Consider the following 16207-nt stretch of genomic DNA (forward strand, 5'->3'; position numbering starts at 1 on the left):
TTTATGAAGGTGTATTAACGCATAAAAAAACAGCCAATTAAATTTTGGCTGTTCCAATAACTAGGTTATTAAAAAACACAATTTTAGAATGGAATATGGCAAAATTTCTCTCCTGGTTTACAAGGGCCAATGTCAGCAGATGCTGAAGCAGATGCCCCCACTAACATTACCGAAAGTAATAGAGCAGATACTAATAATTTAGACATTTTTTTCATATTATTCCTCCTCTCCAATTGATTAAATTAATTCTATCACGATAAAAATAGGTTTAATATGGGATTAATTCTATATTTTAACTACTTTATTCGACAATTTTCAACTGTTAATATATGTAAAAAATACTAGTTTTATCATACATTCACTATCTATTATTGTGGAAAGTAAGGGCAATGGGAAAAAACCTTGAGTACTCGTTAGAATGGTTTGTGTTTCCAATGTCTACAAAACAAACTAATAACAGTCGGTGCTATTATCGACCACATTAGCTCACTGTCTGTAGACTAGGTGAAATGATTAGAAGACGACAACATACAATTCCTTTATAACTGCTGTCACAACAAATCGACGGACGAGGATAAACAGGAATATGTTGAAATTTCCCACTATGGATTAGCAATTCCGTTGAATTTCTAACAAAAACAAATTTATTGAACTTATTTAGACAATTACTGAAACCAAAGCATTATAATAAACGTAAAGAATAAAGAATCCAAAAAGTTGTATGAGATATAGACTGGAGTGATGGATTTATGCGATTTATGCCACATAATTTCGCAGACAGTACAAAAACCTGGGAGGAAGTAATTAACGCTAATCTTTATGCGCGACCGATTTATTTACAAAATGATGGGGAACTGCAATATACCCGTGTTGCCAAACAAATTCTAGGCATTTACGACAATGAATACGACATGCAGGAATATTTATATACGCTTACGAATAAAGGTATTAATTGGACATTGTTATTTCATAACATGCCAAAAGTGATTGATCCCCTTAAGCGGACTGAGATTGTTAATATTCTTCAAATGCATCGGGAAAGTCCGATTTCCATTAATCGTTTTATGGCATTTTTTGCAGGGAAGCAATTGTTGCCATTAATGGATACACCGTATCGAGATCATTTTGTTAATACATTACGAAGCTGGCTCGAGTTTTTACAACAGCGTTATCCGGGCTTAATAAGCAATCAGCTTCAGCGAATCTTTTTGGATTTTGTAAAATGGTCGGATCATTTTTTCCCTCATTGGGCAGAACAAGGACCTTTTGAATCGGCAATGCCACGTGTTTTATGGTACGGTCCAGCAAAAGAAAGTGAAGTTTATTTTTTATACTTTTTATACTTATTTGGTTGTGATGTGGTCATATTTGAACCAGATGGGCAAGATATTTTTTCCCCATTTCATATAACGGATTTCCCAACCGAAGTGCTTTCTGATAAAACAGAAATTTTTGACTTCCCATTCGATAAACCAATCCGAGTGCAAACGATTACCTCTCGTGCTTCTGAGCAGGTGAATCAACACTTATATAATAATTCAGCGCTGAATTATCCTTGGAAATATGCTGACTATGAAACAAGAACACGTATTTTAAATACAACTTACGATGAACTATTTCTTTTATCGGAAGCACAACTTTATTTACGTGAAGGATTCGGTGATGATGAGGATGTTGTATACTTACCCGTACTCTTTACTAAAATTGAAGGCGTTTCTGCAGATTTGAAAGATTACGCACATAAAATACAAAAGCTTTCAAAACGGGAATTGGCATACACGGCTACAACTTTTCCACTCCTACCGTTACAAAAAAGCAATATGCAATTTCATATGCGAGATGCCAGTACAAACGGTCGTTTAGATGTTGAAAAAATGCTACAGCTGACGATTTGGCCCTATAAAAATTTGCAGCTCGGTGCCCAGCGAAACATAGCCAAAACAATGATTCGTTTAATTGACAGCGAATATATTCAACCGCTTCCGGGTCAATCAAGAGAAGTGCATGAACAATATTTATTTGGTCAGTTGCTGCTCATTCCCGAAGAAATAATACGGCTTTATCAGCAATTTGATTATAGCTTTACGAATCCATCTATTGGTATATTCAAGGAAGAAAAGAGCGGACAAATGCAGCGTCAAGATGCAGTGCTACTGCTATTTGTTAATATGCTTGGTATGGATGTATTTATTTTTAGTCCTGGTGGCTCATTAAGCATTGAGCATTATATAACAGGACAGCTTCTTAATACACATCGTCTTGAAAAGATTAGCTTTGATGAAACACTAAGCCAGCTGCTGAACGTGTCAAATGCGGAGGATGACAGTCGACTTAATTTGAAATCAATGTTTAAAAGAATATCAAAAAAATTAAAATAGGGTAGGATTGTTTGTCATCATTTGTTATACCTTGTAAAATATAGTTTGATAATACAATTTTGTAGTTTGGAGGAAAGATTGTGACAGTTAATTTACAAAAGGGTCAACGCGTTGATTTAACAAAAGGAAATACAGGTTTAAATAAAATTTTGGTCGGTTTAGGCTGGGATCCAGTTCAGCAAAAATCGGGTGGTGGATTTTTAAGTAGCCTATTTGGGGGGGGCGGCGGAAATTCGGCGAATGTCGACTGTGATGCTTCGGTTATTTTATTAAAAAATGATCGCCTAACAGATAGAACAGATGTCGTGTACTTTGGCAATCTTAAAGGTGCAAATGGCGCGGTATCTCACTCAGGGGACAACTTAACAGGCGCAGGCGATGGGGATGATGAGCAAGTAGTAATTGAATTAAAATCTATCCCAGCTGAATATAATCGACTTATTTTCGTCGTAAATATTTATGATGCTGCACGCCGTAACCAACATTTTGGCATGATCCAAAATGCCTTTATACGCGTTGTAAATAGTGCCACAAATGAAGAAATTTTAAAGTATAATTTGTCGGAAAATTACTCAAACCAAACAACATTGATTACAGGTGAAATTTATCGCCATGAAAATGAATGGAAGTTTGCTGCAATTGGAACTGGTACACAAGATGTTTCAATTGGTGACGTAATAAAAAAATATCAATAATTAAGGAGCGATTTACGAAATGGTAGTATCATTAGCAAAAGGTCAAAAGGTTGATTTAACAAAAACAAATCCTGGTTTAACAAAAGTAAGCATCGGCTTAGGCTGGGATACAAATAAATATGATGGCGGAAAAGAATTTGATTTAGATTCATCTGTCTTTTTATTAGAGGCTAGCGGGAAAGTTTCAGGGCCAGAAGGTTTCGTATTTTACAACAATACAACGGGTGGAAATGGCACTGTCGTACACTCAGGGGACAACTTAACAGGTGTTGGTGATGGTGATGACGAAGTAGTACATGTAGATTTAGCAAATGTGCCATCGAATATCGAAAAAGTCACATTTACTGTAACGATCCATGATGCAGAGACACGTGGTCAAAACTTTGGTATGGTGTCAAACGCGTTTATCCGTGTATTTAATGAGTCAGGCGAATTAATTCGTTATGACTTAGGTGAGGACTTCTCAATTGAAACAGCACTTGTTGTCGGTGAATTATACCGTCATAACGGCGAATGGAAGTTTGCAGCAATCGGTTCAGGCTACCAAGGTGGATTAGCAGCTTTATGTAATGATTTCGGTTTACAAGTAGGTTAATTTTTTATAGTCAGGGGGATTATTCATGGCAATTCAATTAAGTAAAGGGCAACGAATTGATTTAACAAAAGGTAATCCAGCATTACAAAATATTGTTGTTGGCTTAGGCTGGGATTTGAAAAATTTTGACGGAGGTGCAGCTTTCGATTTAGATGCATCTGCTTTCTTATTAAATAATCAAGGAAAGTGCCGTCAAGATTTAGATTTTATTTTCTATAATAACTTAGTAAGTCCAGATGGTTCAGTAGAGCATACTGGTGATAATCGTACAGGTGAAGGCGATGGGGACGATGAGCAAATTAAAGTTCACTTAAACAAAGTCCCATCAGACGTCGACAAAATTGCTATTACGGTAACAATTCATGATGCAGAGGGACGTCGTCAAAATTTTGGACAAGTAACAAATGCTTTTGTTCGTCTTGTTGATGAAGATTCCGGCTCGGAAATACTACGCTTTGACTTAGGGGAGGATTTCTCAATTGAGACAGCGGTCGTATTTTGTGAACTATATCGTCATGGTAATGAGTGGAAATTTAATGCCGTAGGATCAGGCTATCAAGGTGGATTAGCAGCGCTTGTAAATGCATATGGCTTAAGCGTGTAACCTTGATTTTGCCGAAAAGGAGTTTAAATTAAGGGAAGACATTCAGTTGTCTTCCCTTTTTGAGTACAATGAGGGGATGATTGGCAATGCGCTTTTTTGATAAAGAAGTGTTAGACGGACAAAATACGCTTTTCTATGAAGCACCACGTCCATTTACAAAATATACAGAAATACAGCGACTTCGGTATTGTGTTGGAGCAGCGCTATATATGCCAGCAACAAGAGAGATGATTGCACAAGAAATCATCACGCGAAAACACCCATCACTAACGACAATCGTAATCGATTTAGAAGATGCATTAGGAGATTTACAAGTAGAGGGGGGGATCGACCAATTAAATAAAACAATCGATACGTTAAGTACAGCGCTACATGAAGGTACTTTGCTTATTGAACATCTCCCATTATTATTTGTGCGTGTACGCGATGTTATGCAGCTACAGCAAATTATTCATATGCTCGGAGAAAGACAGCATGTTTTAACTGGCTATGTTTTACCGAAATTTTCGCAAGATAATGGCCGAGCTTTTTTAGAGTTGATTGAACAACAAAATAAAAGCGGTTACAAACTATATGCTATGCCTATTTTGGAATCGCCTCATTTTTTATTAAAAGAGCAACGAATGGACAATTTACTAGCAATTCGTGCTATTTTAGTAGAATTTGAGCAATATATTTTAAACATTCGAATTGGCACGACAGATTTTTGTGGTTTATTAGGTGTACGCCGAACAATAAGTTCGACCATTTATGACATCCACCCCGTTCGAAGCTGTATCGAGGACATTTTAAATATATTTTTAAGAGATGATTCACCATATATTATCTCAGGTTCAGTTTGGGAGTATTTTAGCCAACAGGATGACGGAACATCGTCGGCATTTTTAGGGCTATTACGTGAAATTGAAATGGATCGACTGAATGGATTAATCGGTAAAACAATTATTCATCCATCACATATAGAACCAGTAAATGCAATGTATACCGTTACGCATGAAGAATTTATCGATGCAAAGCGTATTTTACAATTATCAGATGGCCAACTAGGTGTTCAAAAAAGTGAGTATGGCAATAAAATGAATGAAATGAAACCTCACTTTAATTGGGCGAAGCGAATTTTACTGCGCGCTGAAGCATTTGGTGTATTACAGCCAAATGTACAGTATATGGATTTGTTACAAAGGAAGGTACTAAAATGAACAGCTATCATGTTTTGAATAAATTTACAGTCGACGTCAACATTACTGAAAATCCATATGGCTTTCAGCAGCAGGAACTATTTGACATGGCGATGCGCATTAATAAAAAAAGAAGCTTTTTATTCGTAAGCAAAGTGCTTGGGAAACATTTAGCAGTACGACCTCAAGTACCCATTTTAATTAGCCATTTATTGGCACATCGCTATGGAGAAGTTCGTGAGGATTTACTAGTAGAAACAACAGATTTGATTGTAAATGCGCTAAAGCAAGGAGAGAATTTCTTCGAGACGCTACAGCTTATACAAAAGCATCCAATTCAATCGAAGAAGTCTCTTCGAATAATTGGCTTTGCTGAAACGGCAACGGCTCTCGGTCATGCTTTTTTTGATGCCTTTTCAGGGGATGTACGTTACGCCCATACTACACGTGAGCAACTTATAGGGCAAAAACCAATCATCACCTTTGAGGAGGAACACTCCCATGCATCAAGACATCGCTTATATTCAGCACCAGATTTTTTTGAAGGCAATGTAGAGGTGGTGCTTGTTGACGATGAAATGACGACAGGGAAAACGAATCAAAATATTATTCGACAGCTTGTAAAGGCTTTTCCACATATTAAAGAATATACGTTAGTCTCCATATTAGATTGGCGAGATGAGGACAATGTAAGAGACTTAGTAGAACTGGCTCAAGAGTTAGAAATCGAAATTCATGCTGTATCTATTTTGCAAGGGCAATTCAAGTTAACGATACATGAGGATCTCATTGAGACCGAATCACTTACAAAGTCTACATCACAAGCGACTGTTATTGAGGCGCAATCTTTTGAAGAGGCGCTATCGTACGATTTACGAGAATGTCAGTCTGTTAATGAGGAAGGACAGTCGTGTGAGGCCAATTATTATATGGGCACAGGACGCTTTGGTTGTACTGTTGTGGAAAAAGAGCAATATATGAACAGATTGCAGCCAATAGGAAATGCGCTAAAAGCGATGCGGATGGGCAAAAAGAGTTTAGTTCTAGGTACAGGAGAGTTTATGTATATTCCAATGGTGCTTGCTACTCAAATGGGGGAAAATGTCTATTATCACTCAACAACGCGTAGCCCAATTTATGCCCACGTGGATTCGACGATTTATGAAAAAATATCTTTTAAAAGTCCCGAATTCCAAGGGGTAACAAATTATTTATATAATCTTTCTCAACAGGAATATGACGAGATATTTGTGTTTTTTGAACGAATCGTTGATCAAGACGCGCTAAATGGACTCATCAGTCAGTTACAGCGCTTTGCAAAACAAGTCCGAGTACTTACATTGGGAGGGAAAGCGGTTGTTAAAGTATAAGCCTGATGTAATGGGAAGTTATGACAAGCAAGATGTGACGTTTTTATTACGTGATATTAGTCATATATCTGTTGAACAAAGTACAGAGGAACGTGAACGGAAAATACAGTCTGGAATGGTACATTATTCAGAGATGCTACCAGAAGAATTTCATCCGAGTGAGCAATATATGAACTTATACAATGAAATGCTAGAAAAATATGCAAAGAAGATTGCGGCTAGTGTGGCAATTGTAAGTGAAAAAATTGTAAAGGAACGGGGATTTGATAATTTCGTGCTCGTAAGCTTAGCGCGAGCTGGAACACCTATAGGTATTCTCATCAAGCGTTATTTACAACTTGCCTATGCAATTAACATCCAGCATTACTCTGTTTCAATTATTCGAGGTCGAGGTATTGATGAAGCTGCACTTACTTACATTGCTGAAAGTCACCCGTTTAGTACTATCCAATTTGTCGATGGCTGGACTGGAAAAGGGGCTATTACAAGAGAGCTCCAGCAATCCATTGCCAAGTGGAATACGTATGGAAAGAAACGCTATGATGCTAATTTAGCAGTTTTAGCGGACCCAGGTCATTGTGTGGAATTATATGGTACGCGAGAGGACTTTTTAATTCCTTCTGCTTGTTTAAATTCAACTGTTTCTGGGCTCATTAGTCGTACCGTTTTAAATAAAGCGATCTTAGCACCGGATGATTTTCATGGGGCAAAATATTATGAGCATTTATCGGATGTGGATGTTTCTAATGCATTCATTGAAGCCATTTGTACGCATTTTAATGAATCCCTTGTAAAAACATCGCAGCTTGCAGTACAACACTTTAATGAAGATTCATCACCAACTTGGCAAGGGCTAAACAGTGTCGAGCATATTCAACGACAATACGGAATTCAAAACCAAAACCATATTAAGCCTGGTATTGGGGAAACAACAAGGGTTTTACTACGACGTGTCCCATGGAAAATTCTTGTGAATCCATCAGCTGAAGAAAATTTATCCCACATTTATTTACTTGCAAAAGAACGAGGGGTAATGATTGAACATTATTCGAATATGACGTATTCATGCTGTGGGCTCATTAAGGAGTTGCACTAAATGAAGCTGTTTACATCTGATTTAGATCGCACATTAATTTTTTCTGAAAGATCTATCGGTAAACTTGAGGAAGAGCGGATTTGTATTGAGCAATTGGAGGATAAAAAGATCTCTTATGTGACAAAGAGAATTTGCGACCAATTAGAAGAAATCAATAATAGGATGTATTTTGTTCCTGTCACGACCCGCTCACTTGCGCAATATGAACGGATAATGTTATTCCAAAATACCATTATCCCTCCCGTAGCAATCGTCGCAAATGGAGGCGTGATTCTACGCAATGGACAAGTTGACCTAGAGTGGCAAAAACGTATGGAGGAACTGATGGCGAATTTACCAATGCCGATCTCAGAAGTTCAGCAATGTTTCGTTAAACAACTTACGAAGCCATATTTGTTAAAGAATCAAATGATGGACAATTTATTTTTTGTGTATGGGGTGAATTTGAATACTGTAAATTTAGTAGAGTTACAGGAGTTAAAGAATCAATTAGCACCACATGGTTGGACGTGTTATTTAAATGGGCGAAAGCTCTATATTATGCCGAGTGAATTGACAAAGGGAAACGCTGTCGCATACATTAAGGCTCAGCAAACGTTTGATTATCACATTGCGGCAGGGGATTCCTTTATGGATATGAGCATGCTAGCGCTTGCAGACCGGGGTCTTGCACCAGCCCATGGTGAAATTACCGACATGCCTTCTATTGAAGTGATTAATCAAAAAGGCGCAGCATTTGCAGAACAATGCTTAGCTGAAATTTTACAAGCGGATGAATTGCCTATAGCAAAAATTATAAAGTTATAATTCAACAATAATTAGCGTAATATTGACATAAGGAAGGAGTTAGTTCACAAGTAACTAACTCCTTTTTTCAATGTAAAGAAGAAAAATCCCTACACATTGCCTCCCTTTTTTTCCGCTTTTAAAGCAATATAAATCATCATTATTAAAATCAAGGATGCTCCAGTCCACTGGAATGTTCCGAAAGGCTCCTTTAGCCAAACAACTGTGGCAATTACAGCAGTTAAAGGCTCGATATTGCCGAGTAAGCTCGTTTCTTTTGCAGTAAGACTTTGCAAGCTTTCAATATAAAACCAAAAGGCCAGCATTGTTCCGAAAATAATAACGATGACTAAGTAAACGAGTGTTGAACCCTTGAGTAAACTTACATCGACATCCCAAGGTGGTTGAACGAAACTCATGGCTGTACCTGCGAGTACCATTCCCCAGCCAACAACAACAAGAGAATCAAATTGTTTTAATAAAGGAATTGCGTATAATGTGTAAAATGCAAGGGATGCGCCAGATAGTAGCCCCCAAACAATAGCAGGCATTGGTACAGCAAACGCGGATAGTGAACCATTTGTTAATAAAAAGAAGCTACCGAGTAGGGCAAGTACAATCGTAACCGCATCTTTTTTTGTAAACTTTGATTGCCCTCGAAATGCTACCCATACGATAATCATTACCGGGGCTAAATATTGTAGTAATGTGGCAACCGCGGCATTCCCTTCTTTAATCGACGCCATGTATGTATATTGCACAGCAAGCATCCCGACTAGAGCAAAAATTACGAGACGGAGCGCAGTATATTTTTGCTGCCATATTTCAAGTATTTGGTTTCGGTCTTTAAAGATTGCCTGGGTAATAAGTAAAAGCGTTCCCGCAATCAGTAGACGTGTCGACACAAGCCAGCTTACTTCAATCCCTTTTGCAAATAACTGTTGTGCAACTGTACCCCCAATTCCCCAGAAAAAACAACCCGAAACTACTAATAAAAAGCCTAACATTCTTTTATTTTTCATTATGTACCTCTTATCTATCTAATAAAATTATTGTAACGAAATCTACTATAAAATACTAGATTCTATGAGTGAATGTCCCTTTTATTCTTTAACGTTGACATATAATATAAAAAGAAGAAAGGTGGAAACCATATGTTGACAATAAGCTCAGGACATTATGGAAAAGGAACCGGTGCAAAGGATATATTGGATGAAGGGCAAGAAACAATCTATGTCGTAGAGCAATTGAGGCAAAAACTTCTATCGAGTTTAGTTAAATCAAATATCATTATTGATCGTCAGTCAAAAAATCAAAGAGAAAATTTAAACTATATTGTAGCACAGCACAATGCAACAACACGTGAATTAGACGTTAGCATTCATTTTAATTCCTCTGGTTCACGTTCAACATCGGGAATTGGTACCGAAGTTTTGTATGTAAATCCTCAACTGAAGCCTTTAGCAGAAAAAATGAGCGCAGCAATCGCCAAAGCAAGTGGATTGAAGAATCGTGGGGCAAAATTAAGAAACAACTTAGCATTTTTAAATGGCACGAACAAACCAAGTATACTTATTGAATTATGCTTTGTGAATTCTGTGGAAGATGTAAGATTATATGAACAAAATAAAGACAAGATCTTTTCAGCCATTGTTTCAGAATTAGAAAATTATTTAGTACCAAAAAATAATTTGTTTAGCCATCCTGCTTTATATCAAAAAGTTTATGCACTTTTTCAAGATAGAGAACAAGTACGAATGCAATTACAGCAAGGGGTAGAGATGGGTGCCTTTCAACGGGACTGGCTCGATAAATTTGATCGAGGAGTATTAACATTAATCGATTATATTGCACTTACTACCCTACAATTCAAAAAAAATAATGGGTAGCTTGTAACCTTTTGGAAGCTGGTGCAACTAATATAGTGAATCTATTGAAAGGAATGACTAATATGAAAAAGAAAATCGTTGCACCAATGGCATTATCAGCATTATTACTTGGAGCGGTATCAGTAGGAGCAGAGCAACCAGTCACTTCGGAAACATCGCAGGAGGCAGACCAATTAACAGCTTTCATGCAAACAAGCGGTAAAATTACGAACATTGAAGAGCGTGGAGGAAATAAGTTTTACAGTAGCGATAGTAAAGACAATCCATTCCAATTCTCTTTAGGAAATGAAACCCTAGTCTTTGATAAAAAGGGCAATGCAGTTGAACTAAAAAAAGGCGATACGGTTACGCTTTATATCCATGCGAATCAGCCAATGATCTTAATTTATCCACCACAATATAGTCCTGCGGTTATTATCGTAGGGGAAGAAGATGAGCCAAACTTTGTAAAGGTTGCTGCATTTACAAAAGATTTCGTTAGTGAAGACAATAACTTAAAACTAAATCTTGATGAAAAAAGCGTAATCGTAAATGCGAAAGGTGAAAAGCAATCAAAAGAGGAAATTACAAAGCAAAATGCGATTGTATTTTACGGTGCATCGACATTTAGTATTCCTGCTCAAACTTCACCGGACAAAGTTATAGTTTTTCCAAAATATGAAGATCAGCCTGTAGTTACTGAACCATCAGAACCATCAAAACCATCGGAGCCAGAACCATCAGTGCCAGAACCATCAGTGCCATCAGAAGACGCAACGCTTAAAGTTGATCGATTAGTTGGAAAAGATTATTTAATGGTAGGAAATACGAAGATGGTACCATTACGAAAAGTTGCAGAAGGTTTAGATTACACGGTACAAGCTACATTAAAAGGTGCCACTATTTCAAAAGGGGCAGTATCTTACACGATAAATCGCGGGGAAAAAACATATGGCTATAATAAGTCATTACGTCAATTTAACGTTGCACCAACATTGCTACAATATGGGGTAACATATGTACAATATGATTTTGCTATTGAATTAGCGAAATAATTAAAAAGAGGAAGCTGTAGTGAAAGTTTAGTTTTCGACTTTTATTACAGCTTTTTCCACTGGACAAGCATCCTATTATTAGGAAGTCTGTAATGGAATTGTAATTTTAATGTAACAAAAATTTGAGGTTTATTCCCCTTTTACCTATATAAATTTTGCATTTAGTTATATACAATAAGAGGGAATCGTTTTAGAAAGGAAGTGAGAACAATGAAACATAATTTGATTTCATTGGTAGTTGCATTTTTACTTGTGTGTACACTAGCTGTTAAACCAACATCAGCTAACATATCATTTGTAGATGTTGCGACAACCAATTATGCTTATGATGAAATTCAGTATTTAATAGACTTAGGAGCAATAAATGGTTACCTCGAAAATGGTAAACGTTATTTTAAGCCAAACTTGAGTGTAACGCGTGGACATGCTGCAAAAATGGCTGTTATTTCATCAGGAAACAAACCGTTAAATGTCACAACATCATCATTTAGTGATGTCAAAGCTGGAACGGAAATTTCATCTTATATTGAGCGTGCCGTTCAATTAGGTTTTTTCCAAGCGAAATCGGGGAAGTTTAACCCGAATGAACCTTTAACGCGTGAGGAAATGAGTTATGTTTTAACGAAGGCATTTAACTTAAATCCTGACGAGTACAAAAACTTGGACTTGCCATTTAGTGATATTAGTTCTTCTAATACATATGCGTCTTACATTAAAGCAATCTACTATAATGGGATTACAAACGGTAGTACAGATGGAAAATATATGGCGAAGAGCCCAGTGACGCGTGCACAATTCGCAATTTTTATAGCACGTGCAAAGAGTGATAAATATCGTTTAGATATTCCACTTCCTTATGAAAAAGTAGATACAACTCAAGTAATTGGGTTAGTTGCTGTGACGACGGATGGTTTAAATATTCGTACAGGCCCATCTACAAATCATTCAATTTTAGGGAAAGTGAATACAGGTGGAAAACTATCTGTATACGCAGTCGAAGGAAATTGGTTAAAGGTTTCTTATCAAGGGGAATTTGGATATATTAGTAAATCGTACGCAAAATTTTTAGAGCAAGATGGAAATTCAATTGGAGCAGTTATCACAACAGCAACTGCAAATGAAACATTAAACTTGTATTATAAACCTACATCTTCCTCAAAAAAGATTGGGTTAATCAATTCAGGTGCAAAGCTTCCTGTTTATAAAGAAGTGGAAGGCTATTATTTAACGATTGTGGACGGCTTACCAGGTTATGTTGTAAAAGCAAATACAACTGTACAAACGCCTCCAACACCACCAGTACCAGAGAAACCAGATCCAGAACAACCAGTTATTACTAGTACAATTGGTAAAGTAACGGTATCTAGTCTAAATATACGAGAAGCGGCGAATACGACTTCGAAAACATTAAAAACGTTATCGAAAGGGACGATCGTTTCGGTACATTCGATTTCAGGATTTTGGGCAAAGGTAACATCAGATGGTGTTACAGGCTACGTGCATAAATCTTACTTAAAACTAATGAATCAATCAGGTAGCTCAGTTAAAAATCGTATTATCATTATCGACCCAGGTCATGGTGGTAAAGATCCAGGTGCTGTGAATTCTGGTAGTTCAGAAAAGGCAATCGTTTTAAAAGTTTCTAACCTAGTGAAGCAAAAGCTTGTAGCAGCTGGCGCGAAAGTGTATATGACACGTACAGGGGATACATATCCAGAATTATCGGAGCGTGTCGCATATACAAAGGCGAACTACGGAGAAGTTTTCGTAAGTATCCATGTAAATTCAGCGACGTCTTCAAGTGCACAAGGTACTGAAACATACTATAATATTTCAACAGGTGATATGTACGAGGAAGATAAAAAGCTTGCAACGTACATTAACAATGAAATAGTAACAAATGCAAACATGAAAAATCGTGGCGTAAAAGAAGGTCCATTTTACGTTATCCGAAATATGATTATTCCATCAGTATTAGTAGAGTTAGGGTTTATTTCAAACTCGGAGGACCGTGCAAAATTAATCAACGATAAATACGTTGAAATATTTGCTCAATCTATTTACAACGGGATTGTAGATTACTACGGGAAATAATAAAGAATGAGGCGAGTGCTTGACCACATGAATTTGGTCAAGCACTCGTTTTTTTGCTTATTATGGTAAAATATTTATATTATGTAAATTTATAAATCACTAGGTAAATGAAATTGATACATAGTAAGTGCATCGGAGTGTTCTTTAAGCACTTGTATAATTTTAGGATGGGGCTTGTCATAAATCATCGGATAATCTATTTCACTTAATGTTCGATTTATCCGAAAGGCTAGCTTTTCTTCTGTTACTGAAAATTGTGCATTGATATCTCTTTTATTACCTCGGGCATCTAAACGGATCCATTTGTTTAAAGATTGTATATAGATGGCATTTAGGGCGTGAATACAATATCCTTTTTCCGGTGTATCAAATAGCATGAGACGTTGATAACAAAATCCGGTTGGAATGCCTTCAGCACGTAATAATGCAGCGAGCAAGTGAGATTTTGCATAACAGATGCCTTCTGTGTGTTGCAACACTTCAGATGCTTTACACGTCACAGTAGGTGATTGGATATCCCAAGTATGGGCAATTTCGTCACGGACGAATTCAAAGGCAATTTTCGCCTTGTCAAGTTCTGATTGGACGTTAGCAAACAACTGCTTTACTTTTTGTTGAATCACACGATTAGTAAAATCGATTTCATCTAGCTCGAGTAAATAATCATCTAGGTTATTGGAAGAACAAATGAATTCCATTGTAATCACCTCCTAGTATAATTATAAATAACTTTGACATTTTATTCAAATTAGAAATGAAAATAAAGGAGTTTTATAAATGGACTATACAAAAATACTACAAGATTTAATAACGAATAATGAACTGCTATTAAATGAAACTGAAGTACAAAGCTTAGTTGAATTTATGCTTGAAAATATCGGGAATCCTGATCCTTATATTAGAGATACACTCATTTATAGGGGCTTTTGCAAATTGATTTTAGATGATCGATTGCAACAAAATCAAATTGTTCATATTTTAAAAGTTTGTTTGGATGAGCAGCATCTTACATTAAATATTCATACAAAAGTATCGAATGATTCAGTTTTTACTAGATCCTTTTCGGCATTAGTAGTTGCACTCATTGTTTATAAGGATGCTCAAAAACGTGAAATCGAAGAGACGTTGGCACAAAATATGATTAAGCAATCGCTTCATTATTTAAATTTAGAATTTGACTATCGCGGCAATGTGAAGGAGAAAGGATGGGCACATAGTGTGGCACACGGTGCGGATTTATTGACACAGGCCGTATTACATCCGTTATTTGACGAGCTTTGCACAAAAGAAAATGGTTTAAAAACGATTGAACACTGTTTATCGACTGAATATGCCTTTATCGATGAAGAGGATGAACGATTATTGAATGTGATTGATGCTTTAATCAAAAGAGGGTTAACGGAGGAAACGTTAAGTAAATGGGTGCACCATCTTGCACAAACACCTATTCAGGATGAACAGCTAAAATATCGAGTAAGCTGGAATAAGAAACGATTTATGTTGACTTTGTATATGTATTTAGTAAAAAGAAAGGCATTTCCTAATTGTAGGGAAATGATCGAACAAAATATCATTTTTGAATAAAAGGAAAAATAAAGAGACCGGGACAAAACTATATTATTAAAAGAAAATTAGGATTTCGATTAACAAAAATTTGATAGTTATTGAATTGATTGGAGTGTAGGGTCGACTCCTAGGGGAAGAGCGTACCTGGAAACGGAAATCAATTCCTTCTATAGCAAAAAATCAAGCTTTTCTATTAGGAAAAGCCTGATTTTTTTATTATGCCCTAGGCTCTTTTTATCGGTTAGTTTGTAATGCTTGCACCATTTTCACTAAAAAACTGCATATTCTCAAGCATAGAATCGTGTAAGTTTCTTGGTACAGTATTCTTTGTTATGTAAATATTTTTGCTACTAGGTGTAATAGGTTTGACATAAAATGAATACTTCTTTTTACTACGATTTGTAAAGGATATGGAATGTATTGGCTCAAAAAGTGGGCTTGTAAAAATAATATAGTTACCATTATTTGTTTTAAAAAGCATGCGTTGATCTTCTTGAATAGTTGGCTGAACTAGGGATAATTTTAGCTTGTCATTTAATCGATTGCTTTTAAATAATGCAAAGCTATTCCTCTCTTCTTGTTCAAATAATACTACTGTTATGTCGGTATCAAAAAGCGATGATTTTTCGATGAGTAAAATGGGTGAATCATTTTGTAAGCGTAGCTGGATTGCAGTAAGCATTTCAGTTTCTTTGGGTAAGACTGAATAGGCTTTATACGCATTAAATGAGGCTGTAAAAATGATTAAACCGATTGCGATAAATAATAAATAATTTTTCAAATTGGACCTCCTTAAGAAAAAGATCAACTCCGTGGCGACCTCTTTAGTGAGATTAATAGTAGTATACGCTGGAACAAAAAGAAATTTGAAACTATTTCCAAAGTTCGTCCGTCTATTTGGCAAGTTCATATGAAGGGAGGG

Annotated in this window: 16 protein-coding genes; 12 read left to right on the forward strand and 4 right to left on the reverse strand. The window is 36.4% G+C overall.

The genetic code is table 11. The features are described 5' to 3' along the window. Window positions 1-83 precede the first annotated feature (83 nt). Window positions 84-215: a hypothetical protein gene (locus tag MKZ17_RS09060; RefSeq protein WP_340723415.1), complete on the reverse strand. Its 132-nt coding sequence runs from the start codon at window positions 213-215 to the stop codon at window positions 84-86. 534 nt (window positions 216-749) lie between these two features. Between MKZ17_RS09060 and MKZ17_RS09065 the strand changes: the two genes are divergently transcribed. The 8 genes from MKZ17_RS09065 (at window position 750) to MKZ17_RS09100 (ending at window position 8723) form a co-directional block, all read left to right on the forward strand. Continuing rightward, the gene (locus tag MKZ17_RS09065; protein ID WP_340723416.1) at window positions 750-2378 is read left to right on the forward strand and encodes a YceG family protein; all 1629 of its coding nucleotides are present in this window, start codon (window positions 750-752) and stop codon (window positions 2376-2378) included. Window positions 2379-2458: 80 nt separating this feature from the next. Further along, complete coding sequence (locus MKZ17_RS09070; RefSeq protein ID WP_340723417.1) at window positions 2459-3073, forward strand: TerD family protein; 615 nt, start codon at window positions 2459-2461, stop codon at window positions 3071-3073. A gap of 19 nt (window positions 3074-3092) precedes the next feature. Beyond that, window positions 3093-3668, forward strand: coding sequence for a TerD family protein (locus MKZ17_RS09075; RefSeq protein ID WP_340723418.1), 576 nt, complete (start codon window positions 3093-3095; stop codon window positions 3666-3668). A 25-nt stretch (window positions 3669-3693) separates the two neighbouring features. Beyond that, the gene (locus MKZ17_RS09080) at window positions 3694-4272 is read left to right on the forward strand and encodes a TerD family protein (RefSeq protein WP_340723419.1); all 579 of its coding nucleotides are present in this window, start codon (window positions 3694-3696) and stop codon (window positions 4270-4272) included. Between the two features lie 86 nt (window positions 4273-4358). Next, window positions 4359-5471: an HpcH/HpaI aldolase/citrate lyase family protein gene (locus tag MKZ17_RS09085; protein WP_340723420.1), complete on the forward strand. Its 1113-nt coding sequence runs from the start codon at window positions 4359-4361 to the stop codon at window positions 5469-5471. Further along, a complete protein-coding gene (locus MKZ17_RS09090; protein ID WP_340723421.1) occupies window positions 5468-6820 on the forward strand; it encodes a phosphoribosyltransferase family protein in 1353 nt (450 codons plus the stop codon). The genes MKZ17_RS09085 and MKZ17_RS09090 overlap by 4 nt, the downstream gene beginning before the upstream one ends. 10 nt (window positions 6821-6830) lie before the next feature. After that, entirely contained in the window at window positions 6831-7916 is a 1086-nt protein-coding gene (locus MKZ17_RS09095; protein ID WP_340725528.1) for a cysteine protease StiP family protein, read from the forward strand. Beyond that, window positions 7917-8723 (forward strand): HAD family hydrolase, encoded by an 807-nt coding sequence (locus MKZ17_RS09100; RefSeq protein ID WP_340723422.1) that lies wholly within the window; start codon window positions 7917-7919, stop codon window positions 8721-8723. Window positions 8724-8812: 89 nt separating this feature from the next. On the opposite strand, the gene MKZ17_RS09105 is transcribed toward MKZ17_RS09100, so the two are convergent. Continuing rightward, window positions 8813-9724, reverse strand: a complete 912-nt coding sequence (locus MKZ17_RS09105) for an EamA family transporter (RefSeq protein ID WP_340723423.1) — start codon at window positions 9722-9724, stop codon at window positions 8813-8815. A 132-nt stretch (window positions 9725-9856) separates the two neighbouring features. Between MKZ17_RS09105 and MKZ17_RS09110 the strand changes: the two genes are divergently transcribed. The 3 genes from MKZ17_RS09110 (at window position 9857) to MKZ17_RS09120 (ending at window position 13719) form a co-directional block, all read left to right on the forward strand. Further along, window positions 9857-10591 (forward strand): N-acetylmuramoyl-L-alanine amidase, encoded by a 735-nt coding sequence (locus tag MKZ17_RS09110; RefSeq protein WP_340723424.1) that lies wholly within the window; start codon window positions 9857-9859, stop codon window positions 10589-10591. Window positions 10592-10653: 62 nt separating this feature from the next. Then, complete coding sequence (locus MKZ17_RS09115) at window positions 10654-11625, forward strand: stalk domain-containing protein (RefSeq protein ID WP_340723425.1); 972 nt, start codon at window positions 10654-10656, stop codon at window positions 11623-11625. A gap of 210 nt (window positions 11626-11835) precedes the next feature. Beyond that, window positions 11836-13719 (forward strand): N-acetylmuramoyl-L-alanine amidase, encoded by a 1884-nt coding sequence (locus tag MKZ17_RS09120; RefSeq protein ID WP_340723426.1) that lies wholly within the window; start codon window positions 11836-11838, stop codon window positions 13717-13719. A gap of 89 nt (window positions 13720-13808) precedes the next feature. Here MKZ17_RS09120 and MKZ17_RS09125 read toward each other — a convergent pair whose 3' ends face one another. Further along, window positions 13809-14417, reverse strand: coding sequence for a transglutaminase-like domain-containing protein (locus MKZ17_RS09125; protein WP_340723427.1), 609 nt, complete (start codon window positions 14415-14417; stop codon window positions 13809-13811). A gap of 79 nt (window positions 14418-14496) precedes the next feature. Between MKZ17_RS09125 and MKZ17_RS09130 the strand changes: the two genes are divergently transcribed. Then, complete coding sequence (locus tag MKZ17_RS09130; protein ID WP_340723428.1) at window positions 14497-15303, forward strand: DUF2785 domain-containing protein; 807 nt, start codon at window positions 14497-14499, stop codon at window positions 15301-15303. Window positions 15304-15526: 223 nt separating this feature from the next. Here MKZ17_RS09130 and MKZ17_RS09135 read toward each other — a convergent pair whose 3' ends face one another. Continuing rightward, a complete protein-coding gene (locus tag MKZ17_RS09135) occupies window positions 15527-16066 on the reverse strand; it encodes a hypothetical protein (protein WP_340723429.1) in 540 nt (179 codons plus the stop codon). Between the last annotated feature and the right edge of the window lie 141 nt (window positions 16067-16207).

Source organism: Solibacillus sp. FSL R7-0682, from assembly GCF_038005985.1.
Classification (GTDB): domain Bacteria; phylum Bacillota; class Bacilli; order Bacillales_A; family Planococcaceae; genus Solibacillus.